The sequence below is a fragment of the Micromonospora sp. NPDC005553 genome, assembly GCF_042871765.1.
Lineage (GTDB): Bacteria > Actinomycetota > Actinomycetes > Mycobacteriales > Micromonosporaceae > Micromonospora.
In genome coordinates this window covers 1,343,247-1,368,231 of the sequence record NZ_JBIAJD010000001.1, presented here as the reverse complement: position 1 = coordinate 1,368,231, position 24,985 = coordinate 1,343,247, and the positions used below count along the sequence as shown (strand labels likewise).

Genomic DNA, 24,985 nt, shown 5'->3' with positions numbered 1-24,985 from the left:
GTCCGTGAAGTCCGACACCGCGAACAGTGACGCCACGTCACGCAGCGGCGTGACATAGCGCCACTGCCGAGCGGCTGCGGCGACTGGTGCCATGGAGGTATGAAGGCTTCGCAGCATCGAGCCGCCACGCGACGACCGCGAACAAGGCACAAGCCCTGGGTGCGATCCGGGCCGCGCCCAGGGAGGCGAAGGCCGGCTTCATCGGAACGTCGTCCGGGGTCGGCGCTGGGCGTCGCGTACGCGTCGATGTTTCCGCCAGCACCGCTGGCTCGTGATCGACAGCTGTTCCGGGAGGAGTTCGGCGGGCGATCCCGGAGGGTGAGCCTCGACGGCAGCGGGAACGCAGAGCCATCGCCGGTCGCGACCACCAGGTGCGATCAAGACAAGTCTCGACTGGAAAGCAGCGCGATAAAGGAGTCCACAGCATGAGCAGTACGCCCCTGCCCGGTACCGGCCGCCCGATTTTGCGGAGGCTTGGTCTCGCGCTTGTCGCACTGGTGGTCTGCGGGGTATCGGTCGTGGCGTGTACGCCCGGCGGTGATCCCGATCCGGGCGAGAGCGCGTCCAACGCCGCGCTGCAGCGGTTTTACACCCAAAAGCTGGCGTGGCAGGGTTGCGCTGACTTCGCCACCAGCGAGCGCGAAAAGGAGATCTTCGGAAAGGCTCCGGCGCAGGCGCAGTGCGCGTGGCTGAGCGTGCCGCTGAACTACGACGACCCTCAGGGCAGCGCCATCACCGTAGCGGTCCTGCGCTTTTCCGCGCGGGGTGAGTCGCAGGGCTCGCTCCTGTTCAACCCCGGCGGTCCCGGCGGCTCCGGCATCCTCGGAGCCCTGGGCGTCGGCGGAGTTGGGATGACGAAGAGCCGCATCACGGAACGTTTTGACGTGGTCGGCTTCGACCCGCGCGGTGTCGGCGCGACGAAGCCCGCTGCCGACTGCTACACCGAGGGCGGCACGAGCCGGGGCGACGAGGTGTTTCCGCTGCTGACCATGACCGCCTCGCTGACGGAGGCGGACACCCGCGCGGTGCTCGAGCGCTGCGCCCAGGGTTCCGGTGGCAAGGAGGCGCTCACCCAGATGGGTACGCGCACGACCGCTCGGGACATGGACGTGCTGCGGGCGGCGCTCGGCGAGGAGAAGCTGACGTACTTCGGCCAGAGTTACGGCACCCGGCTGGGTGCGGTGTACGCGGAGCAGTTCCCGCAGCGGGTACGGGCGATGGTCCTCGACGGCGCATTCGACCCGAACCTGGGCACGATCGAGCGCCGGCTCTCCGCATACGGGGGCTTCCAGGGCGCCTTCGACGCAATGGCCGCCACGTGCGCGAAGACGGCAGACTGCCCGCTGGGGACCGACCCGAAGGCGTGGACCTCGAACTTCCAGAAGATCGTCCAGCCGCTGCGGGACAAGCCGGTGCCCGCGCTCGACCAGAAGCTCGACTTCGACACCGCGCTCGGCGGAGTGATGGCGGGCCTGTACAGCCCGGACAAGTGGCCCACCATCGTCAGCGGCCTCGCAGAGGTACGGCAGGGGAGCGGCGACACTTTGCTCAAGCTTACGTACGATCTCGAAGGCGGCGAGCCCGAATCGGCGGTCAACGGCAACTTCACCGAGGCGGCGTTTGCGATCAACTGTATGGACGAGCAGCGCCTCAGCCCGGCCGACGCCGCTCGGCTGCGCGCGGAGACCTACAAGGTTGCACCCTTCATGAACCCCGGCGGGGACCCCTTTGCGGGCGCCCGGGACGGATGCGAGTTCTGGCCCGCCCCGCCGACGCTCGGCATCCCGTACGCGCAGAACGTCAAGGGCCTGCCGGACACGCTGGTCATCTCGATCACGGGGGATCCCACCACCCCACACCAAGGTGGCATCAAGCTTGCCGAAACCCTCGGAAGCGACCTGCTGACCGTCGAGGGCGAGGGACACACCGTCGTGTCCTCCGGTAAGAACAAGTGCGTCGATACCATCGCCTCGGACTATCTCATTGATCTCAAACTGCCGGAAAAGATGCCCACCTGCTCAATCTGAACCCGGCCCGGAGGAGCTGGTGGTCCTGTCAACCGCCAGCTCCTCCGTGGATGCAGCCGCTATCAGGGCTGAAGCGAGCGCAGCGTCTCAGCAGCCGGAAGGCGGCGACGGTTAGGTCGGCGCGGACGGTGCTGGCCGTCTGCGTCAGCCCTGGTGAACCGCTGTCCCATAACTGGAACGCGCAGAGCGTGCGGATCACCTCCCGCAGCGCGGCGCGCCGGATCCGGGTCGCGCAGGGCTGCCGCACCACGAGAGCAACCCGTTCACCGCCCGCACGATGCGTGACACGCCGGCAGACTTCATCAGCGTGGAGATCGGCATCAACCTCGTAAACGCCGACGTGATGCGGTTGCGCGCCTTCACCCCGGCCGTGCACGGCTTCCTCGACACCATCCGGGAGGGCCATCCGACCACGCCGTTGCTTGTCGTGTCACCGATCTACTGCCCCATCCACGAGGACACCCCGGCCCCCGGTGCGTTCGACCTCGCCGGATCACAGGTGCGCTTCCAGGCCGCCGGTGACCCGGCGGAACGGGCGAGCGGGAAGCTCACCCTCGGTATCATCCGCGACGAGTTGGCGCGGATCACCGCCCAGCGCGGGCCGGCGATCCGAACCTGCACCACCTCGACGGCCTCGATCTCTACGGCGAGGCTGACTTCGCCGAGCTGCCGCTGACCGACCAGCTCCATCCGGACACCGCCACCCATTGGCGCATCGCCGAACGCTTCGCGCAGCGGGCGTTCAGCGCCGACGGTCCCTTCGCGGAACCCAGCTCCTGACCGGCAGGTGCCCGGGGAACCCTGGCCCCGGACGGCGTCCCGGCACCACCGGCCTGATCTCGATCAGGACCATCCGCGCCGTGCCAACGATGCCACATCAGCATGAACATCGTCAGTTCCGTCTTCGATCGCATGCCAGATCCCTGCCAGGGTCGAGTCCTGTCCGACCGGTGCCGCCGGCGCCGGACCGACGGCACCGACAAGGAGCGATGATGATTTTTGCGACACACCGTCTGGTGGCCGCAATGGCGGCGGTGTCCCTGGCGGCCTGCGGCCCCACCGATGCCGCTGAACAGCGGACGCGGGACCGTGCGGTAACGGTCACCGCGTCCACCGCCACCGACCGGGACCATGAGTTCCGGCGACTGGAGGAGGACTTCGACGCGCGGCTGGGGGTCTACGCGATCGACACCGGCACCGGCCGGACGGTGGGATACCGGGCCGACGAGCGGTTCGCGTACACGTCGACGTTCAAGGCGTTGGCCGCCGCCGGGGTCCTCGACGAGACCACCGACGCCGAGTTGGACCGGCTGGTCCGGTACTCGGCGGACGACCTGGTGACCTATTCGCCGATCACGGAGCAGCACGTCGCCGAGGGCATGACGCTGCGCGCGATCGCCGATGCGGCCGTGCGGTACAGCGACAACACCGCCGGCAATCTGATGTTGCGCCAGCTCGGCGGACCGCAGAAGTTCGAGAAGGAACTGCGCGAGGTGGGGGACAAGGTCACCGATCCGGCGCGCTACGAGACCGAGCTCAACGAGGCGAGGCCGGGTGACCGGCGGGACACCAGCACCGCGGCGGCCCTGGCTCAGGACCTGCGGGCGTACGCCGTGGGGGAAGCCCTCGAACCGGCGGACCGCGACGTGCTGAACGGATGGTTGAAGGGCAACACCACCGGCGGCGAGCTGATTCGCGCCGGTGTGCCCGACGGCTGGGTCGTGGGGGACAAGACCGGTGCCGGCGGCTACGGCACCCGCAACGACATCGCGGTGATCTGGCCCCCGGACCGCGCGCCGATCGTCCTCGCGGTGCTGTCCAGCCGCGACGAGAAGGACGCCGACTACGACGACGCCCTGATCGCCCAGGCGGCCGAGGTCGCCATCACCGCATTGTGACGGCCTGTCGGCCCGCCGCGGAAGCATGCTGACGCCCGCTTGCCTGCTGCACCCGTGTGAATCGAGGTTGCCCCCAATGCCCATGTCTAGGCGCAAAATCCTGAACAACACCCGGTCGCTGATCGTCTGTGGCCTGCTGGTCGGCGTGGTGGTCGCGGCGGCTGCCTTCCCTCCGTTGGCGCTGTCCGGCATGGGGGCGAAGGCCGGCGCGAGGGCTTTCGGTGCGTTGCCGAGCGAGTTGACTGCGGCCCGAACGCCGCAGCTGAGCTACCTTCTCGCGGCCGACGGCAAGACCCCGCTGGCCACCATGTACGACGAGAATCGGCGCGACGTGAAACTGGGCGACGTGGCGCCGGTGACGCGCGCGGCGATCATCGCCGCCGAGGACCACGACTTCTATCGGCACAACGGGGTCGACCTCGCCGGTGTCGCCCGCGCGTTCGTCAACAACTCCTCCGGCGCCCGGGACCGGCAGGGCGCCTCGACTCTCACCATGCAGTACGTGCGGCTCGCCCTCGCGTATTCGGCGGACCACCCGGCCGACGTGGTCGCGGCGACGGAGGACACCACCGCCCGCAAGCTACGCGAGGTGCGGTACGCGCTCCAGGTCGAGAAGGAGTTCTCCAAGGACTTGATCCTGGAGCGCTACCTGAACATCGCCTCCTTCGGCAACGGTGCGTACGGCGTCTTCGCCGCCAGCCAGGTCTACTTCGGCAAGCCGCCGAGCAGGCTCAGCATTGCGGAATCGGCGCTGCTGGCCGGAATGGTGAAGGCACCCACCACCAATGACCCGACCACCCGCGGCGGCCGTCCGCTGGCACTGGAGCGGCGCAACTACGTGCTCGACAACATGGTCACGACCGGCGCCGTCACGCAGCCTGAGGCCGACGCCGCGAAGGCGCAGCCGATGGTGGTCAGGGACCAGCGCTCTCCGAACGGTTGCGTCGCCACGAACGAGAAGCGCTGGGGCTTCTTCTGCGACTACTTCTACCGCTGGTGGATGTCCCAGGACGAGTTCGGCGCCACCGCGTACGACCGGGAGCGGCGGCTCAAGGGCGGCGGCTACCGGGTGGTCACCACCCTCGACGTCCAGGCGCAGCGCGGCGCCGACCGGGCCGTACGCAAGGCCAAGAGTGAGACCGCCAGGGAAGCCGCTATGGTCGCCGTGGTCGAACCCGGCACCGGCCGCGTCCGCGCCCTCGCGGTGAACCGCGCCTTCCGGATCGACGACCCGCAAAATCCGGTCAACAAACCCCACAGCGACCCGGGACAGCGATCGAAGAACCGGTTGGGAAACTACCCCAACACGGTGAACCCGTTACTGACCGGTGGTGACGGCATCACCGGCTACCAGGCCGGCTCGACTTTCAAGATCTTCACCGTCGTCGCCGCCCTGGAGAGGGGTATACCCCTCAGCCACACCGTCGACGCGCCGCAGCGGTTCCGCTCGGAGTACGTCATCGACCCCGCCAGTCCCACCGCGTGTCCCGGGACCTCCCGCTACTGCCCCAGGAACGCCGACCACAAGGCCGGTGGCGTGCTGAACATGTGGAGCGCGTTCGCCCGGTCGACAAACACCTACTTCGTCCCGCTGCAGCAGCAGGTCGGCGCGGAGAACGTGGTCGACGTGGCCAAGCGGCTCGGCATCCAGTTCCGGGTCGACCGGGAGGAGCGGTGGGCCGACGACCGGACGGCCGCCCATGACTGGGGCGCGTTCACCCTTGGCGTCTCCGCCACGACCCCGCTGGAGCTGGCCAACGCGTACGCGACGCTTGCCGCCGACGGCACCTGGTGTGCGCCGACTCCGGTGCAGGAGATCCGCGGCCCAGACGGCAGGAGCCTGGACATCGCCGAGCCGCGCTGCGAGAAGCGGGTCGGCACCGACGTGGCCCGCGCTGCCGTCGACGTCGCCCGCTGCCCGGTCGGTGACAACTCCGCGACCAGCAGGTGCGGCGGCAGCCGCACGGCCGCGCAGGTGAAGACCACGGTGAACGCTCCGGTCGCCGGCAAGACCGGCACCACCGACCTGGAGAACTACGCCTCCATGGTGGCGATGACGAAGCAGTACGCGGTGGCCGGGATCCTGACTGACCCGGACTGGCCGCAGACCACCGTGAACATGCGGCACCAGCAGCGCGACGGCATCAATCCGCCGGTCTACGAGAGCCTGGCGGCGGCGATGCACGGCAGACCGCGCATCGACTTCCCACCCGCACCGGCGGACCTCGCCCGCTGAGGCGGTCGGAACGCCTATGTCGAAATGTCACGGTGAGGTGGTGACACGGTGGCACTGCACGCCGGACGCGGTCCGCGCTGGAATGGGATGTCCGGCATCTTCGAAAGGAATCTCCCCGATGAGCGCGCCACGATCCGACGGACCCTGGGTAGGGGTGGAACGCCCAGGCCCCTCTGACGCGAGAGGCTCGGGTGTCCTGACGTCGGAGCAATTCGGGCCGGCCGTCGACAGTTCCCGGCCCTTCGGCGCCCACCTGCGCATGAGCTGGTGGAAGCCGCTCGTGGTCATCCTGGTGCCGCCGCTGGTGATGCTGCTTCTCCAGGTGGTGCTCTACCAGGTCGTGGGCGTCATCGAGGGCAGCGACGACCCGATGTCGGCCGACTTCACGCCGTTGAAGTTGTTGGCCATCAACATCAGCATCGGCGCGGCGGGCGTCTTGGCGATTCTGCTCCTGGTGTGGATCGCCAAGGTGCCGTGGCGGAGCTTGATCAGTTTTCCCCGAGCCTTCGACGCCCGCCGCCTGACGTACTACCTGATCGGAGCGGCGTTGCTTGTGGGTGCCGGGATTGGTGCCGTGGCGCTGGTCGCGCCCGACTCCCCGGGCTGGACCGCCTTCGGTGTCACCGGCACGACGATCGGGGTGCTGGTGGTCACCGTACTGAGTACGCCGCTGCAGTCCGCTGGCGAGGAGTTGATGTTCCGCAGTGCCGTGCTGCCCGCCGCGGCGTCCTGGGTGCGTGCGGTGCGTCCCGCCCTGGTCGTCGGGCTCGTCGTCTCCGGCCTGGGCTTCGCCGTGGTCCACGGGTCGGCCGACCCCTGGTTGTTCGGCTACTACACGTTCATCGGCGTCAGTACCGGCGTGATGGCGATCATCAGTCGCGGCATCGAGGCGCCGGTTGCCTTCCACGTCGCCAACAACGTCCTGTTCGGGATCGTCAACACGGTGATGGCGGACGGCCAGCCCTACGCGATCGACCGGTCGACCGACTCGGGTGACGCGACGCTGCTGATCCTCGGTGCCGTCAACGTCGCCATGGTGGTGCTGGTCTGGCTGCGCGAGCGGCGAGCCCGGACCACCAGCGACGCCCGCTAACTCCACCAGGGCAGGGTGCCCGTCCGCAGGTGGTCGTGCAGGTTCCGGGCGACCTGGGCCATCGTCGCCTCACTGCCGGGCTGTGCAGCGGCGGGCACCCGGGAGGCGGTGAGCGCGGCGATGGCGTACGACTGCCCGTCGGCGTGATCTACCACCCCGACCTCGTGGCGCAGGTGCAGGAGGGTGCCGGTCTTGGACGACCAGCGGGACGCGTCGGAGGTGAAGTCGGGGGCGAGTCGCTGTCGGTGCAGGTTGTCAGCCAGCAGGGCGCGTACCCGTGCGGCGGTGGTCTCGTGGATCGTCGAGGGCCGCCAGAGGGCGTGCAGCAGGTCGACGAAGGCCCGTGCCGACCCGGCGTTGGCGCGGGTGACGTCGAGTTGGGCGACGGGATGGCCCTGCCCGGGGGTAGCCGCGCCGATGGCCAGGGAATGCGCCAGGTGCACGTCGTCGGGGCCGAGGCGTTCCGCCGGCGTCTCGGCGAGGTCGCCGACCCGGTGCCGTACGGCGATGCCATCGATTCGCAGTCGCCGCAGTTCGGCGGTGACCGCGGCCGGCGGGACGAGGTGGAACAGGGCGTCGGCGGCAACTCCGTCGCTGACGGCGGTGCTCAGGTAGAGCAGGTCGTCCACGGAGATCCGCGCGGGATGGCGGAAGCGGCTGAGCCCGGTCGGGCCGGGGGTGGTGATCCGACCGGGTGCGACCTCGACCGGCGTCGCCGGGTCGAGTTCCCCGCGCCCGATCCGCTCCAGGACGGCAACCGCCAGCGGCACCTTGACCAGCGACGCCGACGGGTACAGGGTTTCGGCGTCGAAGCCGATCTCCTGGCCGGTGTCGAGGTCGCGGACGAGGAAAGCGCCGCGCAGTCCTGCCTCGTCCAGCAGGTCACGCGCGTTGCGGACGACAGCGGTGGCGCTCATCAGGCATCTCCTGTCGAGCTGGCACCGGTTGCGCCATCCCCGGTCGCGCCCAGGCATCGCGCGACGTCCGCGTACAGGAGTGTGCGGAGGCGGGCGAGGTCCTCGGGTACGCCGGCGGCGACGTCGTAACCCCGGAGGAGTTGTGGGCCGGCGAGGGGGCACCAGTGCAGGGTGAAGTCCTCGGCCTGCTGGCGGGAGCAGAGCAGCAGGTCGGGCGAGACGAGGGCCGCCGCGGCGGCGTCGACCAGGGATGGCGCGATAGACACCTGGGCCGGTGCCAGGCCGGCCGACTGGCCGGCGCGGGTCAGCGGGTCCCGCAGGTGCGCGACGTCGTCCTCGGGCTGGATCAGGATCCGCCGGCGTGCCTGCGAGCGGGCTCGGCCGCTGCGCAGCGTCTCCAGGAACACCGTCGGCGCCGGGAATGGAGTCCGGGCGGCCAGCCCGAGCGGCACCCGCCAGGGTGCCATCGCCTCTGGAACCGCCACGATCCCGGCACCGACCTCGAGGGTTTGGCAGAGCTGTTCGCGCTCCTGCGGACCGGCCGGCCGCACCTCCAGGTGGATCCGCTGCCGCCGGGCCGCGGCCACCAGGGCGGCGAGGCGGTGCGGCGGGCAGATCTCGGGTACGGCGACCCGCAGCGGCCGCAATCGGGCCCGCTCGGCGTCGTCGGTCATGGCGTCGGCAAGGTCGACCAGGCGTCGCGCCGTCGGCAGCATGTCCCGCCCGAACGGGGTCAGCCGGACCGCGCGGGACGTCCGGTCGAACAGCCGCGACCCGAAGTGCTCCTCCAAAGCGGCGATGCGGCGGCTGGCCACCGACTGGGGGATTCCCGCCGCTGCGGCACCGGAGGTGAAGCTGCCGTGGCCGCTGACGGCGACGAAGGCCCGACACGCGGCAACGATGTCCATCCCGCCAACCTATACCCGTAACACATGGGTAGAGTCGCAGGGATCAAAAACGGCATCGATCGTCGGCTGCCTCGATCGGGGTGCTGCTTACCGGCGTACGCGGCAAGACGGGCGCGCACAGCGTCGCGGCGAAGCCCGCGATGATGCCCAGCTCTTCAAACCGCGACCTGAACCTCGAACTGCACGGCTGGGACGTTCGCGGCCGGCTGGCGGTGATCAGCCAGGAATCTGGTCCACCGGGACCCACCTGCTGACCGACCCACCGGCGGGCGCTGGTGTGCCCGGCCACCCTGCCTGACGGGTTCTGATCTGCCCCCTGGCGAGGGTAGGGGTAACTCCCAACCCGACTGGGTGGTAGCAGGATCGAGCAAGATCTAGAAACCGTGGAAGCTCATTTCCATGACCACGCAGAAGATCTCCCGGTTCCATCGGGCCGCCCTGGCCCTCGTCCTTCCCGTCGCCGTGATAGCGGCAGTCGCCGGGTGTGATGACTCGGCGGCGCCGAAGGCCGCGCCCGCGGCCAGTTCGGTAGCCGCGGTTCCCTCGACCTCGACAAGCGTGGCCGGCCCGGCAAGTGCGGCCCCCGCAGCGGGCTTGCATATGATCGCCAACAACGGGCATCAGCTTGCCTTCCACGTCACGCCCGGGGGTTCTCCCACCATCGTGCTGGACGCCGGCGGTGGCGAGGACTCCTCGTACTGGGATGCCCTGGTGCCGCAGCTGTCGCAGGCCACCGGATCGCAGATCATCACCTATGACCGGGCCGGTATGGGCGCCAGCGAGGAGGTGAAGGGCCCATGGGATCCCAAGGCCGCCGCCTCCGACCTGCAGGCAGGTCTGCGTGAACTCGGCGTCACCCAGAACGTGGTCCTGGCGGGCCACTCGCAGGCAGGAGAGGTGGCCCACTACTTCGTCCTCGCGAACCCCGGCGTTGTCTCCGGGGCGGTGCTCATCGATGCCAACGTGCCGCAATTCTTCAACGACGCCCAGACTCAACGCCTCGTCGCGCTAACCACGCCGCAGATCGAAGAAGTCAAGAACGCGCCGTCGACGAAGGCGAACCGCCAGCTCATCGCCACGGCCGACAACTTCGGTCCCACGCACCAGGCTTACCACAAGGTTTCCTGGCCCGACAGCGTCCCCGTCATCTATGTCGTGTCGGACAAGACACCCTTCGACGGATCTCCGCAGGACGCTCAGGCCTGGCGCGATGCAGCAGCGTTGTTCACCAAGGCGGGGCCCGACCGCACACTCGTCATAGCCGAGGGAAGCTCTCACGACATTTTCCAGGACAAGCCCGCCCTGGTGCTCAAGGAGATCGAACAGATGACCGCCACCGTCAAGTAACGGCCATAGTGCCGGAGAGGGATAGGGCCCGCTATAGCGGGCAGGGAGTGTCCGGCCGACTCGGAATTCGTTGTGGCGCAGCTGCCGATGACCCGGGCAGCTCTTCAGGCGAGCGCGACAAGCCACACGGTCCGGATCCCGATGACGGCGAGGTGGTGGTCGAGATTCGGGGAGCGGGCCGGAACTGCTTACGCGATGGGTAACGTGTGCGCGGGTGTCGATCGATCGAGCTGTCGATCGGCGGTGCCGGCCTCCGTGGGCCACAGACGGACACCATGGTCGCTGGGTTCCACGCGAAGTGGCGGAACCAATCGTGGGGAAGTGCGGATCGCCGGCCGCTGTGAATCACCAGGCGCCCGGCTATTCGGCACGATGCGCAATGTTGGAGTGAGATGACCGATTACAGCGGAACCGCCCTTCCCGGCGGCTCCTCGCCCCCGCGGGGCGACTCCGGGCCGGGTCGCGTCGCTCGCAACGGTCCGATTCCGCGCTCCGCGCTGGCCCAGCGGATGAGCCTGCTGGGCTGGTCACTGGTGTTGCTGCCGGGCGCGGTCCTAGGTGCCGTGTTGGCCACGCTCTGGATCACCTCGATATCGATCACCGCGCTTGGCGCCGGAGTCCCCCTGACCTTGCTCGCGACCGTACTGGTGCGCTGGTTTGCCGACCTGCACCGCCAGTGGTCCGCCGACCGGCTCGGCGAACCGGTGCCCGCCCGGCCCTATCAGCCGACGCCGGACGCCGGGTGGCCGGTGCGGCTCTGGACGATCCTGCGCGACCCGGCGACGTGGCGGGACTGGATCTGGTTGGTGGTCAACTCGATCACCTTCTGGTTGAGTTGCGGACTGTCGCTGCTGTTCTTCGTCTTCGGAGTCGTATACCTGATCTATCCGCTCATCTATCAGCTGACGCCTCCTCAGGTATTCCGCACTCCAATGGGGGAGGGCTTCCGGCTGCACAGCGTCGCGCAGTCGTTCGGGCTGGTACCGCTCGGTCCGGTTTTCCTTCTGCTCTGGTACGTCACTGCGGTGCGCCTCGCGAACCTCAACGCTCGGGTGATCCGCGCTCTGCTCGGCCCCACCGAACAGGCGCGCCTGCGGGCCCGCGTCCAACAGTTGGCGACCTCGCGAGCTGAGACCGTCGACACCCAGGCCGGTGAACTGCGCCGAATCGAACGCGACCTGCACGACGGCGCGCAGGCCCGGCTGGTGTCGCTGGGTATGAGCCTGGGCTTGGCCGAACAGTTACTGCCCAAGGATCCGCAGGCCGTCCAGCAGTTGCTGGCCGAGGCCCGCGAGTCGACCTCCAGCGCCCTGACCGAGCTGCGCGACCTGGTACGAGGCATCCATCCGCCGGTACTGGCCGACCGTGGCCTGGACGGCGCACTGAAGGCCTTGGCCCTGGTCAATCCGATCCCGACCACGGTGGTGACCCGCCTACCCGGACGGCTGCCGGCCCCGATCGAGTCCGCGGCCTACTTCGCCGTCGCCGAGGCCTTGTCGAACGCCGTCAAGCACGCCCAGGCCCAGCAGATCCGGATCACCGTGGAGTTCGCACCCCACCTGGGCGGCGCTGCCGGGGAACTGACGATGCTGGTGTCCGACGACGGCCGTGGGGGTGCTTCGATCGATTCCGGCACGGGCCTGCGTGGCATCGTCCGTCGGCTGGCGGCCTTCGACGGCACGCTGACCGTTGACAGCCCGCTGGGCGGACCTACCGAGGTGAGGATGTCGCTGCCGTGCGTATCGTGATAGCCGAGGACCTCGCCCTACTCCGCGAGGGCCTGATCAGGATCCTGCGGGCCAATTCATTCGAGGTCGTGGAAGCCGTTGACAACGGCCCCGCGCTGATCCGGTCGCTGATGACGCGCCGCCCCGACGTCGCCATCGTCGACGTGCGGTTGCCGCCGACCTTCACCGACGAGGGGTTGCGTTCCGCGATCGAGGCCCGCCGCCAGATTCCAGGGCTGCCCATCATGGTGCTCTCGCAGTATGTCGAGCAGATCTACGCCAGGGAGCTGATGTCGGATCGCGCGGGCGCGGTGGGCTACCTGTTGAAGGACCGGGTCACGGACGTCGACCAATTCGTCGCCAGTGTCCGGCAGGTCGCTACCGGCAGCACCGTTATGGACCCCGACGTGGTGAGTGCGCTACTCACCCACCGCTCCACCGACCCTAAGCTCCTGGAGCTGAGCCCACGCGAGCATGAGGTCCTCACCCTGATGGCGCAGGGCCGCTCGAACGCTGCGATCGCCGCCCGGATGTTCGTCACCGAGAAGACCGTCAGCAAACACAGCAACAGCATCTTCACCAAGCTCGGTCTCAAGCCCTCCGAGGACGACAACCGCCGCATCCTGGCGGTACTCGCCTACCTTGAGGGCTGAGTCCTTGGCCTCTGCCCCACCATGAGTGCGACCGAGGGACTGCCGAGCAACCAGGGCCGGTGGTGCGACGACGAAGAGCTGAGCACCCTGAATCTGATCACGGATGGGGTACGCCAGCGGCGGCGTCACGTACGGGTCGACCGCAGCGTTCGCAGCCGGAATCGATCATGGCCGGTTGCTGGCTAACATGTTGGAAGCGGTGGAGGACGGATTCCCCCAAGCCGATCATGATCATCGCTAGCGTGACCCTCCCGAACATTGGTACGCGCGCGTTGACGCGGCGGACTGGGCCGGCTTGCCGACCAGGGCCTTGTCGATCTTGCTTAGGTGGCGTTGGTCCCCGCGATCCGCGCCAATCGGTGCACCGTGCGGTCCAAGAGGTTGCGTGGTCGCAGATTGGCCTCGGTATGTAGCAGGAAGCTGGCAGCTGGTGCCGCTCCGGCGAGCGTCTCACGCTGCTGCCGGATACCGCGGCGGATGACCATCAGTCCGATTGCGGCGGCTCCCGTGCCGGCAAGCAGGGGATGTCCGGCAGCCCATGCCCCGGCGGCCAATGCGACACCGGCGGGGAGTTCGGTCTTGACGTTGACGGACATTGTCACCACATCGCCGGTCAGCGCCTTCATCTTTCGCCGTAGGTCATCCAGCGGCAGGGCGAAGCGGGCGGCGACGACGTCGTGGAGATAGTCATCGAGCACGGCCTGGTCCCGAATGTCGGAGAGGATGGCCATCGCGGCGGCGGCCTCGTCGACCGCCTGGCCGAAGGCGAGGAATTCGGCGCCATAGCGCTCGCGGATGTCGATGATCTTCTGGATGGGGACCGTATCCAGGTTCGCCGGGACGACTAGATCCAGGGCGAGAAATCCCAGCGTCTGCGCGAGTTGATCCGAGGTCGAAGGGCGCCGGACGGTGTCGTCGTCGAGCAGCATGGCGGCGATTCGGTCGGTTGTCCAGCGGCTCGCCACGGCGTAGGCGCCGTCCTGGTCGGTGGTGGGTTGCAGCATGTTGGCCGTGGCGAAGTCTTCGGCCAACACGCTCTTGTAAGCTGCGGCCAGCTCTCGTTTCATCAACATCCATGCCACCGGCTGCGGTCCGTGGGTGATGTGGACAGAAGCCAGTCCGGCGTCCTGTAGCGAGTCCTGGACTGCGGGAGAGACCTCATCGATGTGCACCGGAGCCAGTCGTTGGTGACCTGTTGTCCCTTCTAACCACCAAACATCGCGTGACGGAGTTACCTCCACAGCGCCCCGCGGCCCGAAGCGCGAAGGACCTACGTGCATGTCCGACTCTGGCCATTCTCCGGGCTTCATGTAGGTGCGTAGCAGATCGCCATGATCTGCTACTAGGCCCAGGAACAACGGGGCTACTGCCTCGACCGATGAACCTGGGGAAGTGCGGACAATGAAGTCGCCATTGAGCGCCCGCACGGCGTCGGAGTCCCGCGTCGGGTAGCCGTCCGGAACAATCCGCACCAGTTTCGGCCAATACAGCGCGGCCACCTTGAGCCACCGCTCATCCCTAACGTGGAAGTACGGGTAGTACAAGCCGTGCAGCCGGGACCCGGAATTCGGCCACGCTCCAGTCAACTCGTCCACCTCGTCCTAAGTGGGGTACAGGTGCTGATGCCTTATTGAAGCAGATTCGTCACTGCTTCGATCGCCGCGCGACGGCGGAGCCGGTTACCGGCGCATCGATGGCAGGTGATAGCCACTGCCGCTGGCCGCACGCCTGCACAAACCGGCCAACGCGCACCTGGTCTCAGAGCCAGGACGCCGCCCTGGAGCTGTTTCTTCGCGGGAAGCTCCGGCCGCGAAAGCGGGACTCGCAACGTAGGTAGCGGTCCGGCGAAGTATGGGCAGCGGCTACCGATGTCGTCGCGGGCGGTGGAGGCCAGGGTGGGCGTATGGCCTTTTCGCCGTCGTTCGCCCTCACCCGGGCCGAGGACCAGCTCGTGTTGCAGGTGTCGGTCAGCAACCTGCAGCCGCAGCTGCGCCCCGGCCCACCGACCGGTTACGACCTGAAGCTGGTTGTCGGCGCCGTACAGGGGCATCTGTGGGTGCGGTTCCCCCCGCAGCAACTCCTGGAGAACGCCGCCCGGGGCACCAGCCCGCGACTGGTGCAGACCAAGCCGATCTTCACGCCGCCCAGCGACGTGGTGTTCGTGGTGCGCCCGTCGGACGGCCCGATCGACCTGTCCGTCGCCGGTGTCCTGGCCGCGATCTCCCGGCTGGAGATCGTCCCCGGTGAACAGGGCGGCGCGGTCGACCCGCTCGACGTCCGGCCACCCCGGCCGGCCACCTCGGCGTACCACCTGGTCGCGGCCACGATGGACGGGCAGGTCGGCCGGCCCGTGGACCCGGCCGCGGCGGAGGACCGGCGCCGCCCTGCTCGCCCCTGCGGCAACGTCGAACGCGACGCTGGCCACCGCGGTGCAGCGGCTGCGCCAGGAGGGCCACGAGGATCTGGCGATAGCTCGGCCAGCATGGCGGGCAGCACAGCCACCAACGGGTACGCCCCGGCCGCGGCGCTCGGCGCGGTTGACAGGTGCGGCGCGGCCAGGGCGGCCGTCAGAGGACCCCCAAGATTCGCCACCGCCTCGCGCAGCGGCGCCAGAGGTGCAGGGGCGATCAGATCGTCGCAGTCGCCGGAGAGGACCCGCACGGCCGGATCGACCTCGGCGAGCAGTTGGCGCACCACGCTGGTCTTGCCGATCCCCGCCTCACCGGTGAGCACGGCCACCGAGCCGGCACCGCCCAGCGCGGCGTCGACGGCGGCCCGCAGCGTGGTCAACGCGGCCCGGCGCTCGAGGAGCTGCGGTGGCATTCTTCGATGGTGCCACCCGCGTCGGGGGCGACTCCGGTTGAGACGGCTTGCTGACCGTGCTATCCGAACGCGATGCCCTCGAGGATCGTCGCCACCGCACTACCGCGGTGATTATCTGACCGAGGTTCCATTGCCACTCGACGGCGCCGTTGCCGGGAAGGTGTCATTGACGTGGCTGGTGGCGAAGTAGCTGCGGTCGGTGCGAATCCGGGGGTAGTCGGCGTCCCAGGTCCACAGCGGTACCGCCGGGTGCGCCTCGTAGATGAACAGATGCCCGGTGGGCCGCAGCAGCCGGACGACTTCGTGAGCCCACGCGTCCAGGTCGGGCATCAAGATCAGGGCGCCCTTTCCGGTGTAGACCAGGTCGGCGCTGGAGTCCGGTAGAGGTACGTGTGGCACTGTGGCGGTGATGTACCGGCACGCCACGCCGAGTTCGTCGGCGAGCCGCTGCGCTGCTTCGACGGCTACCTCGCTGTAGTCGACGTCGACCACGGATCTGGCCCCGGCGTAGGTGAGTGCGGGATCGTCCAGGCCGTTGCCGCTTTGAAGGTGGATCACCTCGGGTGTGCGGACCATGGCTTATGGGGTCAGACGCTTCGTCGCTCACCTCCGCTACACCCCGCGCCTACTTCGAGAATCCTGACGCATCGCGCCTCGCCATTACCGGGGCGAGATTTGCCGAGCGTCCAGCCGCTCACGATGAGGAACATGGGCAAGTCGGGCACAGGTACGAAGGGGGTGGAGGTGTGCAGCGAGCGCGTCACCCTTGCCTCCATGCGCTCCACGAGAGAACCCATTCCCGTACCGGCCGGGCTGCGGGCAGTCGTTCTCGCCCCGGGAGCACCGCTCCAAGTGCCTCGACGGCTGCTCGCTGTTCAGCCTCGCGGTCGCCGAGTGACTCGCACACCACCACCAGCAGGTCGTTGTGTACGAGGGTCCGACGCGGTGGCCCGTCTGCTGCTTGATCAGCAATCGAATGGCTTTGCGCAGTGCATAAAGTTGGTCGCCGGGCACTCGCCGCACCTCTGCGTACCCGTCTAGCGTCTTGCCGGCGCGGTTGAGTGCTGAACTCTCCTCGCCGGACGACGGCTCATGCCACCAACCCCGTTCGTGTGGACCTGGGTGGGGCCAGCGTGGAGTGATCCCCGGGTACGCGACCTGCCGGCCAGTGCGCGCCAGAGCACCAGCAGGTCCACCTGGGTGACGCCGGCGGCCGAGCCGCGCTCGCGGTGGACGTGTGTTAGCCAGGGCATCGTCGATGCCCTGGCTAACACACGTCGATGTTCGGTCCGGTCAGGAAGCGCTGCCGGTGACCGTCGTCCCAGATCTCGTGACGCGGTACGTGATCTGCGTGCCGCTCCAGAAGTGGAACGTGAGGGTGACTGTCGAGCCGTCGTTGACCTCGGCGAAGAACTCCGGCTTCAGGATGATGGTGTTCGCGGCGTAGTCCGGTTGGAAGTTACTCCAGAACTCCTTGTACGACGTCCAGTTCGCCGGCCCGGCGGGGCTGCCGTCGGCGTACTTGGCCTCCATGGTGGCGAGCTGGTCACCGCGGAACTGGGTCGGGATGGTGAACGAGCTGGTCGTGCCGGCGGCTGCGGCCTGCGTTGGCGGGTCGTAGGAGATGATGCTGATGGGCCAGGGCACGCCCTGCGAGAAGTGCGCTTCGAGGTTGGCGTTGACCCCCGGGGCGCGGTTGCCGACCAGCCGGGTCAGCGCCGCGCTGGTCAGGGTCAGCGTGGTGCCGGAGACGGTGTAGTCGGTGCCGTTGGTCAGGACGGTGCTTCCCTGTCGCAGACTCCGGAACGAGGCCCCGTTGAGGTTCAGGGTGAGGGACCTGCTGGTGACGGTGCCGGTCCGGCGTACGTAGATCTGGTCCGACGACGCGGTCGCGGACCGGGTGGTCCAGCTCGCTTTCATCAGCGCGTACAGGCCGGGGTCACGCCACTGGAGGTCGTTGCGGTTGAGGAACGAGCCGGCGTCCCAGAGCATGGTGGTGAGTTTGCGGGTCCGGGCCTGGTAGCCGACGGCCTCGAAGAACTTGAGCAGTTCGCCGCGTTCGATGATGCCGGGTCGTGTGTAGTCGTAGCTGAGCAGGGCCCACTCGCCGACGATCACCGGGATGCCCCTGGCGACGAAGGTGTTGTGTACCCGGTCGAAGCCGTCGACCATGTCCTGCTCGACGTTGGCGTCGTAGCGGGTGCCGCCGGCGATGTTGACGCTGAACGGCCACCATCCGTAGAAGTGGACGGTCGCCGCGATGTTCCTGTCGCCCAACTGGCTGATCGTGGTCGCCAAAGCGTCGAGCTGGGCCTGGTTGGAGTTGGTGTTCAGGGTGGGCAGCACGAGCAGGCGGGTGGCGTTGTTTCCGCCGGACTGGCGCAGGAGCCGGACGAACGCGACGTTCAGCTCGCGCAGCACCTCGTCGCTCTGGGCGTCACCGGACGTGCCGGTGAACTGCGGTTCGTTGATGCTCTCGAACACGAGCTTCGACGAGTGGCCGCGGAACGTGGTGGCGATCTGGCTCCACAGCGCGGTGTAGCGGTTCATGACGTTCGTGCGGTCACCCGGATAGCCGTTGATCCACTGCCAGGAGTCGTGGTGCAGGTTGACAAGCACGAAGAGGTTCTCCGCCAACGCCCAGTCGACCACCTGGCGTACGCGGCTCAACCAGACCGCGTCGATCGTGTAGGTCGGGGCGGGCCCGTGGTGGTTGCTCCAGGTCACCGGGATTCGGATGCTGTTGTAGCCCTGCGCCTTGATCTGGCGTAGCAGGGCCTGGGTGACCAGGGGGTTGCCCCACGCGGTCTCGTCGGGGATGGCGTCCATGGTGTTGCCCAGGTTCCAACCGGGCTGCATCGCCGCCACGGTCGCCATCGCGTCACCGCCCGATGGCGGGGGATCGGTCGGGGTCGGGGTCGGGGTTTCGCCCACTCGTCCCGTGCAGGTGACTCCGTTGAGGGCGAACATCGCGGGTACGGTGTTGCCGCCCGTCCACGACCCGTTGAAGCCGAAGGAGAGGGTTGCGTTCGTGGCGATGGCCGCGTTGTAGCTCACATTCTTCGCGGTGACCTGGTCACCGGACGAGGTGACCGTCGCGTTCCATGCCTGGGTGACACGCTGGCCGGACGGGAACGTCCAGGTCAGGCTCCAGCCGTTGACCGCGTCACCGAGGTTGGTGACCTTCACGTCTGCGGTGAAGCCGCCTTGCCACTGCGACGGCACGGTGTACGCCACCTGGCAACCGGCCGCCGCCTGGGCGTTGCCGGCGACCATCAGCCCCGCCACCAACAGTGCGACCACTGCGCCGACGACGAGGCCGACCCGTCGATATGTTGTTCGAACGTACTGCGCATTCATCAGGAGAACTCCTCGCCATGGTGGCGCCTGGGGTGGGTGGGGTCCGCACGTGCCGGCGGCGTGTGCCATCGCCCTGGATCCGGAAATGCGCAGACTGCGGCCCACCCGGCCGTCCGGACGACAGCCCGGATCGGGTACGGAACAGGTCGGGTCTCCGCATGGAGGTGGACGCTCGACGGTGGCCGCTGTGGCTCCCGAGGAGTCGGCGGTCAGCCTGACCCGGCGGTGCGAATGCCAACCAGGACGCCCGGAGTGACCAGCCGCGACGTGCGTGGACCGCCTCGGCGGCCGGCGGTGCGGTTCTGGTGATCGTGGAAGCGTGCCCCTCGCTTCTGCGGCCGACGGTAGCTGTCATCGTGAACACTGCGCAAGCCATAGACGGCAATCACTTGCTGCCCGTGCTGCGAATCCCTCCGCAGGTCGTTGGACCTTTCTCGCTGCCGGCACCGAACGCGAGCTTGCCAATCAGCAGCGACACTCTCGTCACGGCGATCTACACTCCACCCTCGTGCCGACGAAGACGACGATGCCGGGCAAGTGTCAGGCTTGTGCCCACGACCTGGTCCTCCTGGAGACGGGGGCGCTCTCCTGGTGCCCTGCCTGCCGGTGGAACCTGGACGTGTACGACCCCGCGCTGGCTCCGTGGCGCGGCACTAAATTGATCGGCCGGTGGGGGTTCCGGCGAGGGCTGGAGCTCGACCGGGCGATGCATGAGGACCTGCTGGCCGGCCCGGAGGCACGCCCGGCTGGCACGTCGTCGGGTGAGGTCTGGCTGTTGGCGGTCTCCGTGGCGCTGGCCCTGCTGGGGGTGGCCGCGGTGGGCTACCTCGTCTGGCTCGTCGTGGCCAGCGAGCTGCCGCTGGGGGTGCGGCTGGCTCTGGCGATACCCGCTGTGCTCGTCCTGCTGCTGGTGAAGCCGTCGTTCGGGCGGGTGCCCAAGTATGGCGTGCTCACCGAGCGCGAAGCCCCGCAGTTGCATCGTCTGGTGCGGGAGGTCGCCGAGATGGCCGGGACGCCGGTTCCCGATGTGATCTGTGCCGATTTGAGCCTCAACGCGGGTGTCGCCCGGCTCGGCTGGCGCCAGCGGTCGGTGCTCGTCATCGGGATTCCCCTGTGGGTGATGCTGCCGCGTCCGGCTCGGGTTTCGCTGCTGGCCCACGAACTGGGTCATCTCGCAAACGGCGATCCGCTTCGGGTCCGCAGGACCCTGCTGGCGAGGACGTTCGGCAGCCGCGCGGTGACGGCCACCGGTGGGCGGAACCCCTGGCGGCGGGCCATTCGCGCAACGGACTCGCTGGCCGAGCAGGGTGGCGGCGCGGTTGTTCTCCTCGGGATGATCGTCCATGGAATAGTCGCTCTGGCCAACGTCGCCGGCGCGACCGCGCAGCTGCTCGTCGACAGCGTGGCGATGCCCGACAGCCGCCGCGCCGAGTACAGGGCCGACCTGGTCGCCCGCCGGGTCGCCGGCAGCGTGCCCTTCCTCCGATCCTCCGAGACGGTCCTGCTCGCCGGCCGAATCTGGCAGGACTTGTGGCATCTGGCGCCGCGCATTGACGGCGAACAAATGGAGGCGATGGCAACTGAAGCCCGGCAACGATTGTCCGTCCACCTGCCGCTGGCCCGTCAGCTCAGCCGGCGTACCACCGACTTGTGGAGTACCCACCCGGGCGAAGACCAGCGGATGCGGCTGATTGAGGCTTTGCCTGACGTCGACGGAGCCCTCAGTGTCGATGACACCCGCTGGGCCGCGCTCGACGCTGAACTCGCGCCGTGGCGCCGTACCGCACACAACGCCCTGCTTGGCACCCGGGACCGGTTCTGAGGACCTGTGCCACCAGGGTGGGCCCGGCTGCTCGCTCCGGGCCGGCGCGGGTGAGGTTCGAGGACGAGGTTCCGGGTGCCGTCGGGGGCGCTCGGAATGGTTCAGCTACTGCGTTCAGCCACCGCGGCGAGCCGCGATGGAATAGGTCAGACCCTTGCGCAGACCCGGCATCTCCTGGTCCATCCGACCAGCCAGCGCACGAATTGCGTGCTTGTGCGTTCTCCGATCGCGCCACCGGAACATGGTGCCGACCAGTCCGTCGACCGCCAGAGTGGCGAGCACGGCCGCCTGGTGGCCCGATGCGGGTTCGGAGCCTGCCCGCACCGCGTCGCGGACTCGCTCTCGCAGCGCCTCGACCTGCGGGGGATCGGTGGCGACGATCCTCGTCCGCCGGATCGGGCCGAGGATCTGACGGTGCTCGATCGCGATGTGTCCCGCCTCGACGAGTTGGTCGCGAACGGCACCTTCGGCCCTGTTCCATCGGCTTTCCAGCACCTCGAACCAGCTTCGCGGACGGCGCGGTGGAACGTCGCCGAGCACCTCCGCGAGGAACGGATCGAGTGCCGTCGGTGTCCCGGCGTTGGTCCGCTCGGCCTTGCCGTCGCGGCTGTGCACCAGCCCGGCGATGCAAAGCTCGGCGAGCGCGGCGGCGGAGAGCAGCGATCCCCGTACCGGTTCGCTGTCGTCGTCGAGGCGGCCCTTCTCGGCCTGAAGACTGAGGAGGAAGAACTGGTGCGGCATCGGTAGGTCGTCGACGGTCGGCCTCGACCCGCTCTGGTGGGAGGTCGGCATCATGTAAATCATCCTCATGTGACGGGTACGGCGAAGGGCAACGCGCGTTCCGCGGGAGAGACGCGGCGGCGCCTCAGTCGAGGACGGCTGTCGCTTCGATCTCCACGACGAACTCGGGCGTGAAGAGAGCGTGCACGCCGATGATGGTGATGGGCGGGGTCGGGGCGGGCAGACCGTCGTTTTGCTGCGCCCGAGTGATGCCAGCGATTACTTCCTCCCACTTCTGCGGTACCCAGTCCACGACGTAGAAAGTCAGTCTCGCAAGGTCGTTGACGTCCCCTCCCGCGCCTCTGACGCCGATGATGATGTTGCGCAGCGCCGCATGGACCTGACCGGCCAGATCCGGCGAGGCGGGCTTGAAGTCCGGGGTGACGCCGGCCTGTCCGGCCAGCAGGATCAGCCTGGATCCGGTCGCGACCGCAACCGGCGCGTAGTCGGACTGCTGAAGCATCCCGTCCGGGTGCAGGAGTTCTACGCTCATGGTCGTCGCCTTTCGTATTGCTCGATGCCTCCGATGCGGAGGCGCTGTGGTCGAGCTAGGTCACCATGCCACTGTCCGGGCTTGCCGCACTGGCGAACAGTGACGCCGCGTCATGTGTCGGACGTGACGCGTGCGCCACTGACCGACGGCCGGTCCTGCGTGCGCGGTTGGTCAGGGCTGGAGTGAGCGCAGCGCCAGGGAGAGAAAGCGTTGGGAGTCCGCAGCGACGTCGGGTCCGGTGGCCAGGACGACGCCGTGGTTGGCGGCGATAAGCAGCCGGGCGATGACCCGTTCGGTTTCCTGGCGCTCGTGGTCGAGCCAGTGCCCGGCGACCACCGCGTCGACGTACGCCCTTGTGAAGCCCCGGTCCCGCACCTGGTAGGCGCAGAGGGTACGGGTCAGTTACCGCAGCGCGGGCGCCGGATCCGGGTCGCGCAGTGCTGCGGCGTGCATGGCCGCGCAGTCGTTCCACTGGTCGGCGTAAGCGTCGGCGAGCAGGCGATCCCGCGTGGAGTCGGGCGCCTCCACCGCGGCGAAGTGGCCACAGCGGTCGAACTCGCTGCAGTGCGTGAGGTACTGCCCAGCGAAGTTGGGTGCCGAGGTAACGAGGCGGGTGGCGACCAGGGGCGGCACGACCTCGTCCCGTTCGCTTTGAATGATCAGCAACGGCACACGGCGAGCCCGCTCACCCATCTGGGCCCAGGCCTGACGCGCCGTGTGTCCAGCGGCGATGTCGAGTCCGGGTCGTCCGGGTCGACCTGGTTGAGACCGTACTCGCCGCCGGCCACCGAGGTCACCGTGGCAAAGACGTCGGGGTAGGTCGCCACCGTTCCACTGGCCGATCACCAAGGCCAGACCTGCTTCCTTTCGGTGGCATTGACTCAACGTCAGATGATCACCGAAACATTTTCGAAACTACTGGATGGTCAATGTGCACGGCGGGGTGCATCCGCCGTGCCAGCCGCGATACCGCTGAAGTTGATGCCGGGGCTGCAGGTGGTGTCGGGTTGAGAGGCGGCAGTGGTCACATGCCTGACATCTTGCCGAAAGGGTTTTCGTGAGGCAGGGTGGCGACGTGCGGCATTGAGCTGCATCACTTTCTGGAGTCTGGTGGAAGGCAGACTCTTCCTGCACCACGCCACCGTTGGTCGGCCCGCCGGGCTGGCTGCAATCCCGGTCGACGGTCGAGCCTGGGCGGCCGGGAGCGATCGCGGGTCGCAGACAGGCCAGCGATGGTGTGGCGGCATCGAGCGGCGGCGGCGGCGGTGTCTTCGGCACGAACTTCTGGTAGAGCCGACAGGGGCCGGCGGCTCGCCCGCGCCTCGAAAACCGGGTCACCTCGTGTCGGAGCCCTCGACGGCCGCGTCCGTTCCGAAGCCCGGAGCCCTGGCGGCATCGATCAGGTCGCGCTCGCCGAGAAGCGAGCCGACCTGACCCTCATAAACAGGTGCTTGTCGATCGAGAGGAGAGTGAGATGACCTGGAATCGGCGGGTCTCGACGCTGATAGTGGCCCTGGGCCTGTTCGCCTCTAACTTGCTGGTGGTCGGTGGTGCGGCGAAGGCCGCCCCCAATGACAATCTGGCCTGGACCGCCACCGTGACGGCCTCCTACACCTCGGCCTGGGAGAACGTGGCGGCGGTCAAGGACGGAGTTGACCCACCCCGTTCCAATGACACGGCCAACCCCCGATGGGGCACCTGGCCGCAGACCGGCACCCACTGGGTCGAGCTGACTTGGGCCACCGCTCAGACGATCCGCGCGGTGGACGCGTACTTTTTCGACGACCAGGGCGGAGTTCGGCTGCCGTCTGCCTGGCGGGTGCAGTCCTGGAACGGCGGGGCCTTCGCCGACGTCCCAAGCGCCAGCGGCTACCCGGTGGCTGCCGATCGGTACAACCGGGTGTCCTTCGCTGCCGTCAACACCACCCGCCTGCGGGTCCAACTGACCTCCAGCGGCACCTCCTCGGTAGGCCTGCTGGAGGTCAAGGCACATGCCAACCCGCCCACGCCGCCGCCGTCGTCGGGGTGGAACCCGCCGGGCAACCTGGTGAGCCCGCTCGGTCAGGTGTGGACGCATCAGGAGCAGACCTACAACAACCTGTACGGGTTCCGAAATTACGGCTGGGATCAGGTCTTCGCTAACGGGGGGTATCTCAACGTCTGTGTGCGCTGGGACTCCAGCGCGTCGGTGAGCGCGGCGCAGCGTGATCAGGTGCATGCGACGTTGGCTCGCCAGTACAAGAAGTGGTTCGACCTGATGGTCGGGCACAACGCCTGGCCGTACAGCGAGGTGCCGGTGCGGGTCGTCGGGTGGGCGGTCCGGGACCGGGCGCAGTTGCAGTGGTCGGACACGTCGGTGGACATTTATGTCAACAACATTCGGGAGAACGCGCCGCAGTGCGCAGAGCCGTGCGGGCGGTTCTTCAACCAGGGCGGGCAGTACCCGAACTGCCCGGGCGGTGCGGCCCGGCACTATGACCAGTCGCTGTGGTTGACCGACGGGTTCGGTGGCGGCGCGGGGGGTGACTGGGGTCAACGGGTCGGCCGTGAGTACTTCATGAACAACCTCGGTGTCGCGAACATGCACATCCTGCTGCACGAGATCGGCCACACCTTCGGCCTTGACGACTTCTACGACTGGACTCCCAGTGGTGTCGGCGGGTTCCTGATGAAGGCCGGCAGCGCCAGCACGATCACCGAGTTCGACACCTGGATGTTCCGCGACTGGTGGCGACACCTGAAGAATCGCTACGGCTACTGACCGCAGCAGGCAGGACATTGCCTGACCACCACCGCGATGGATGCTTGCGGACGTAGCAGGCGTCGGACCGCCGCCGAGATCGCTGGCCAGGCTTCATCGCCCGCACACAAGTGGCGGTGCCAGTCAACGGTGCCGCCCCG

At 68.3% G+C, this 24,985-nt stretch carries 19 protein-coding genes and 1 pseudogene; 10 read left to right on the top strand and 10 right to left on the bottom strand.

Going from position 1 to position 24,985, the window contains the following annotated elements; genetic code table 11:
- Nucleotides 1-425 precede the first annotated feature (425 nt).
- The 5 genes and pseudogenes from ACFYPG_RS06130 (at nt 426) to ACFYPG_RS06110 (ending at nt 7,254) form a co-directional block, all read left to right on the top strand.
- Nucleotides 426-2,027 carry an alpha/beta hydrolase gene (locus ACFYPG_RS06130; RefSeq protein ID WP_387350621.1) on the top strand — a complete coding sequence of 534 codons (1,602 nt, stop codon included), beginning with the start codon at nt 426-428 and terminating at the stop codon, nt 2,025-2,027.
- Nucleotides 2,028-2,304: 277 nt separating this feature from the next.
- A complete protein-coding gene (locus ACFYPG_RS06125) occupies nt 2,305-2,703 on the top strand; it encodes a hypothetical protein (protein ID WP_387350620.1) in 399 nt (132 codons plus the stop codon).
- Between the two features lie 313 nt (nt 2,704-3,016).
- On the top strand, nt 3,017-3,925 hold the full coding sequence (gene bla / locus ACFYPG_RS06120) for a class A beta-lactamase (protein WP_387350618.1): 909 nt from the start codon (nt 3,017-3,019) through the stop codon (nt 3,923-3,925).
- Nucleotides 3,926-4,001: 76 nt separating this feature from the next.
- A pseudogene (locus ACFYPG_RS06115) lies at nt 4,002-6,158 on the top strand (transglycosylase domain-containing protein); the annotation flags it as partial.
- 262 nt (nt 6,159-6,420) lie between these two features.
- Nucleotides 6,421-7,254, top strand: a complete 834-nt coding sequence (locus ACFYPG_RS06110) for a CPBP family intramembrane glutamic endopeptidase (protein WP_355008300.1) — start codon at nt 6,421-6,423, stop codon at nt 7,252-7,254.
- Here ACFYPG_RS06110 and ACFYPG_RS06105 read toward each other — a convergent pair.
- Entirely contained in the window at nt 7,251-8,171 is a 921-nt protein-coding gene (locus ACFYPG_RS06105) for a serine hydrolase (RefSeq protein WP_387350616.1), read from the bottom strand. The genes ACFYPG_RS06110 and ACFYPG_RS06105 overlap by 4 nt on opposite strands.
- On the bottom strand, nt 8,171-9,079 hold the full coding sequence (locus ACFYPG_RS06100) for a LysR family transcriptional regulator (RefSeq protein ID WP_387350614.1): 909 nt from the start codon (nt 9,077-9,079) through the stop codon (nt 8,171-8,173). The genes ACFYPG_RS06105 and ACFYPG_RS06100 overlap by 1 nt, the downstream gene beginning before the upstream one ends.
- A gap of 399 nt (nt 9,080-9,478) precedes the next feature.
- Here ACFYPG_RS06100 and ACFYPG_RS06095 point away from each other — a divergent pair, with 399 nt between their 5' ends.
- The 3 genes from ACFYPG_RS06095 (at nt 9,479) to ACFYPG_RS06085 (ending at nt 12,806) form a co-directional block, all read left to right on the top strand.
- Complete coding sequence (locus tag ACFYPG_RS06095) at nt 9,479-10,426, top strand: alpha/beta fold hydrolase (protein ID WP_387350612.1); 948 nt, start codon at nt 9,479-9,481, stop codon at nt 10,424-10,426.
- A gap of 509 nt (nt 10,427-10,935) precedes the next feature.
- A complete protein-coding gene (locus tag ACFYPG_RS06090) occupies nt 10,936-12,174 on the top strand; it encodes a sensor histidine kinase (protein ID WP_387350610.1) in 1,239 nt (412 codons plus the stop codon).
- Nucleotides 12,162-12,806: a response regulator transcription factor gene (locus ACFYPG_RS06085; protein WP_355008294.1), complete on the top strand. Its 645-nt coding sequence runs from the start codon at nt 12,162-12,164 to the stop codon at nt 12,804-12,806. Before ACFYPG_RS06090 ends, ACFYPG_RS06085 begins: the two co-directional genes overlap by 13 nt.
- Before the next feature lie 323 nt (nt 12,807-13,129).
- On the opposite strand, the gene ACFYPG_RS06080 is transcribed toward ACFYPG_RS06085, so the two are convergent.
- The 4 genes from ACFYPG_RS06080 to ACFYPG_RS06065 form a co-directional block, all read right to left on the bottom strand.
- Nucleotides 13,130-14,278 carry a DUF6236 family protein gene (locus tag ACFYPG_RS06080; protein WP_387350900.1) on the bottom strand — a complete coding sequence of 383 codons (1,149 nt, stop codon included), beginning with the start codon at nt 14,276-14,278 and terminating at the stop codon, nt 13,130-13,132.
- A 538-nt stretch (nt 14,279-14,816) separates the two neighbouring features.
- Nucleotides 14,817-15,629, bottom strand: coding sequence for an AAA family ATPase (locus ACFYPG_RS06075; RefSeq protein WP_387350608.1), 813 nt, complete (start codon nt 15,627-15,629; stop codon nt 14,817-14,819).
- 111 nt (nt 15,630-15,740) lie between these two features.
- On the bottom strand, nt 15,741-16,205 hold the full coding sequence (locus tag ACFYPG_RS06070; RefSeq protein WP_387350606.1) for a class I SAM-dependent methyltransferase: 465 nt from the start codon (nt 16,203-16,205) through the stop codon (nt 15,741-15,743).
- Nucleotides 16,206-16,922: 717 nt separating this feature from the next.
- Nucleotides 16,923-18,989: a cellulase family glycosylhydrolase gene (locus ACFYPG_RS06065; RefSeq protein ID WP_387350605.1), complete on the bottom strand. Its 2,067-nt coding sequence runs from the start codon at nt 18,987-18,989 to the stop codon at nt 16,923-16,925.
- A gap of 508 nt (nt 18,990-19,497) precedes the next feature.
- Between ACFYPG_RS06065 and ACFYPG_RS06060 the strand changes: the two genes are divergently transcribed.
- Nucleotides 19,498-20,811: a M48 family metallopeptidase gene (locus ACFYPG_RS06060; RefSeq protein ID WP_387350603.1), complete on the top strand. Its 1,314-nt coding sequence runs from the start codon at nt 19,498-19,500 to the stop codon at nt 20,809-20,811.
- Nucleotides 20,812-20,925: 114 nt separating this feature from the next.
- On the opposite strand, the gene ACFYPG_RS06055 is transcribed toward ACFYPG_RS06060, so the two are convergent.
- From ACFYPG_RS06055 to ACFYPG_RS06040, 4 genes are all read right to left on the bottom strand, one after another.
- Nucleotides 20,926-21,606, bottom strand: coding sequence for a GPP34 family phosphoprotein (locus ACFYPG_RS06055; RefSeq protein WP_387350601.1), 681 nt, complete (start codon nt 21,604-21,606; stop codon nt 20,926-20,928).
- A 70-nt stretch (nt 21,607-21,676) separates the two neighbouring features.
- Nucleotides 21,677-22,054, bottom strand: a complete 378-nt coding sequence (locus ACFYPG_RS06050; protein WP_387350599.1) for a RidA family protein — start codon at nt 22,052-22,054, stop codon at nt 21,677-21,679.
- A gap of 201 nt (nt 22,055-22,255) precedes the next feature.
- Nucleotides 22,256-22,459, bottom strand: coding sequence for a hypothetical protein (locus tag ACFYPG_RS06045; protein ID WP_355008288.1), 204 nt, complete (start codon nt 22,457-22,459; stop codon nt 22,256-22,258).
- Nucleotides 22,460-22,486: 27 nt separating this feature from the next.
- Nucleotides 22,487-22,750: an alpha/beta fold hydrolase gene (locus ACFYPG_RS06040; RefSeq protein WP_387350598.1), complete on the bottom strand. Its 264-nt coding sequence runs from the start codon at nt 22,748-22,750 to the stop codon at nt 22,487-22,489.
- A gap of 808 nt (nt 22,751-23,558) precedes the next feature.
- Here ACFYPG_RS06040 and ACFYPG_RS06035 point away from each other — a divergent pair.
- On the top strand, nt 23,559-24,845 hold the full coding sequence (locus ACFYPG_RS06035; RefSeq protein WP_355008286.1) for a cellulose-binding protein: 1,287 nt from the start codon (nt 23,559-23,561) through the stop codon (nt 24,843-24,845).
- The last annotated feature ends 140 nt before the right edge of the window (nt 24,846-24,985 follow it).

What these genes read in the sequence shown, in the direction of transcription:
- ACFYPG_RS06130 (WP_387350621.1), top strand. Translation starts at nt 426, where the DNA reads ATGAGCAGTACGCCCCTGCCCGGTACCGGCCGCCCGATTTTGCGGAGG.
- ACFYPG_RS06125 (WP_387350620.1), top strand. Translation starts at nt 2,305, where the DNA reads ATGCGTGACACGCCGGCAGACTTCATCAGCGTGGAGATCGGCATCAAC.
- bla (WP_387350618.1), top strand. Translation starts at nt 3,017, where the DNA reads ATGATGATTTTTGCGACACACCGTCTGGTGGCCGCAATGGCGGCGGTG.
- ACFYPG_RS06110 (WP_355008300.1), top strand. Translation starts at nt 6,421, where the DNA reads ATGAGCTGGTGGAAGCCGCTCGTGGTCATCCTGGTGCCGCCGCTGGTG.
- ACFYPG_RS06105 (WP_387350616.1), bottom strand. Translation starts at nt 8,171, where the DNA reads ATGAGCGCCACCGCTGTCGTCCGCAACGCGCGTGACCTGCTGGACGAG.
- ACFYPG_RS06100 (WP_387350614.1), bottom strand. Translation starts at nt 9,079, where the DNA reads ATGGACATCGTTGCCGCGTGTCGGGCCTTCGTCGCCGTCAGCGGCCAC.
- ACFYPG_RS06095 (WP_387350612.1), top strand. Translation starts at nt 9,479, where the DNA reads ATGACCACGCAGAAGATCTCCCGGTTCCATCGGGCCGCCCTGGCCCTC.
- ACFYPG_RS06090 (WP_387350610.1), top strand. Translation starts at nt 10,936, where the DNA reads ATGAGCCTGCTGGGCTGGTCACTGGTGTTGCTGCCGGGCGCGGTCCTA.
- ACFYPG_RS06075 (WP_387350608.1), bottom strand. Translation starts at nt 15,629, where the DNA reads ATGCCACCGCAGCTCCTCGAGCGCCGGGCCGCGTTGACCACGCTGCGG.
- ACFYPG_RS06070 (WP_387350606.1), bottom strand. Translation starts at nt 16,205, where the DNA reads ATGGTCCGCACACCCGAGGTGATCCACCTTCAAAGCGGCAACGGCCTG.
- ACFYPG_RS06065 (WP_387350605.1), bottom strand. Translation starts at nt 18,989, where the DNA reads ATGAATGCGCAGTACGTTCGAACAACATATCGACGGGTCGGCCTCGTC.
- ACFYPG_RS06055 (WP_387350601.1), bottom strand. Translation starts at nt 21,606, where the DNA reads ATGATGCCGACCTCCCACCAGAGCGGGTCGAGGCCGACCGTCGACGAC.
- ACFYPG_RS06050 (WP_387350599.1), bottom strand. Translation starts at nt 22,054, where the DNA reads ATGCTTCAGCAGTCCGACTACGCGCCGGTTGCGGTCGCGACCGGATCC.
- ACFYPG_RS06035 (WP_355008286.1), top strand. Translation starts at nt 23,559, where the DNA reads ATGACCTGGAATCGGCGGGTCTCGACGCTGATAGTGGCCCTGGGCCTG.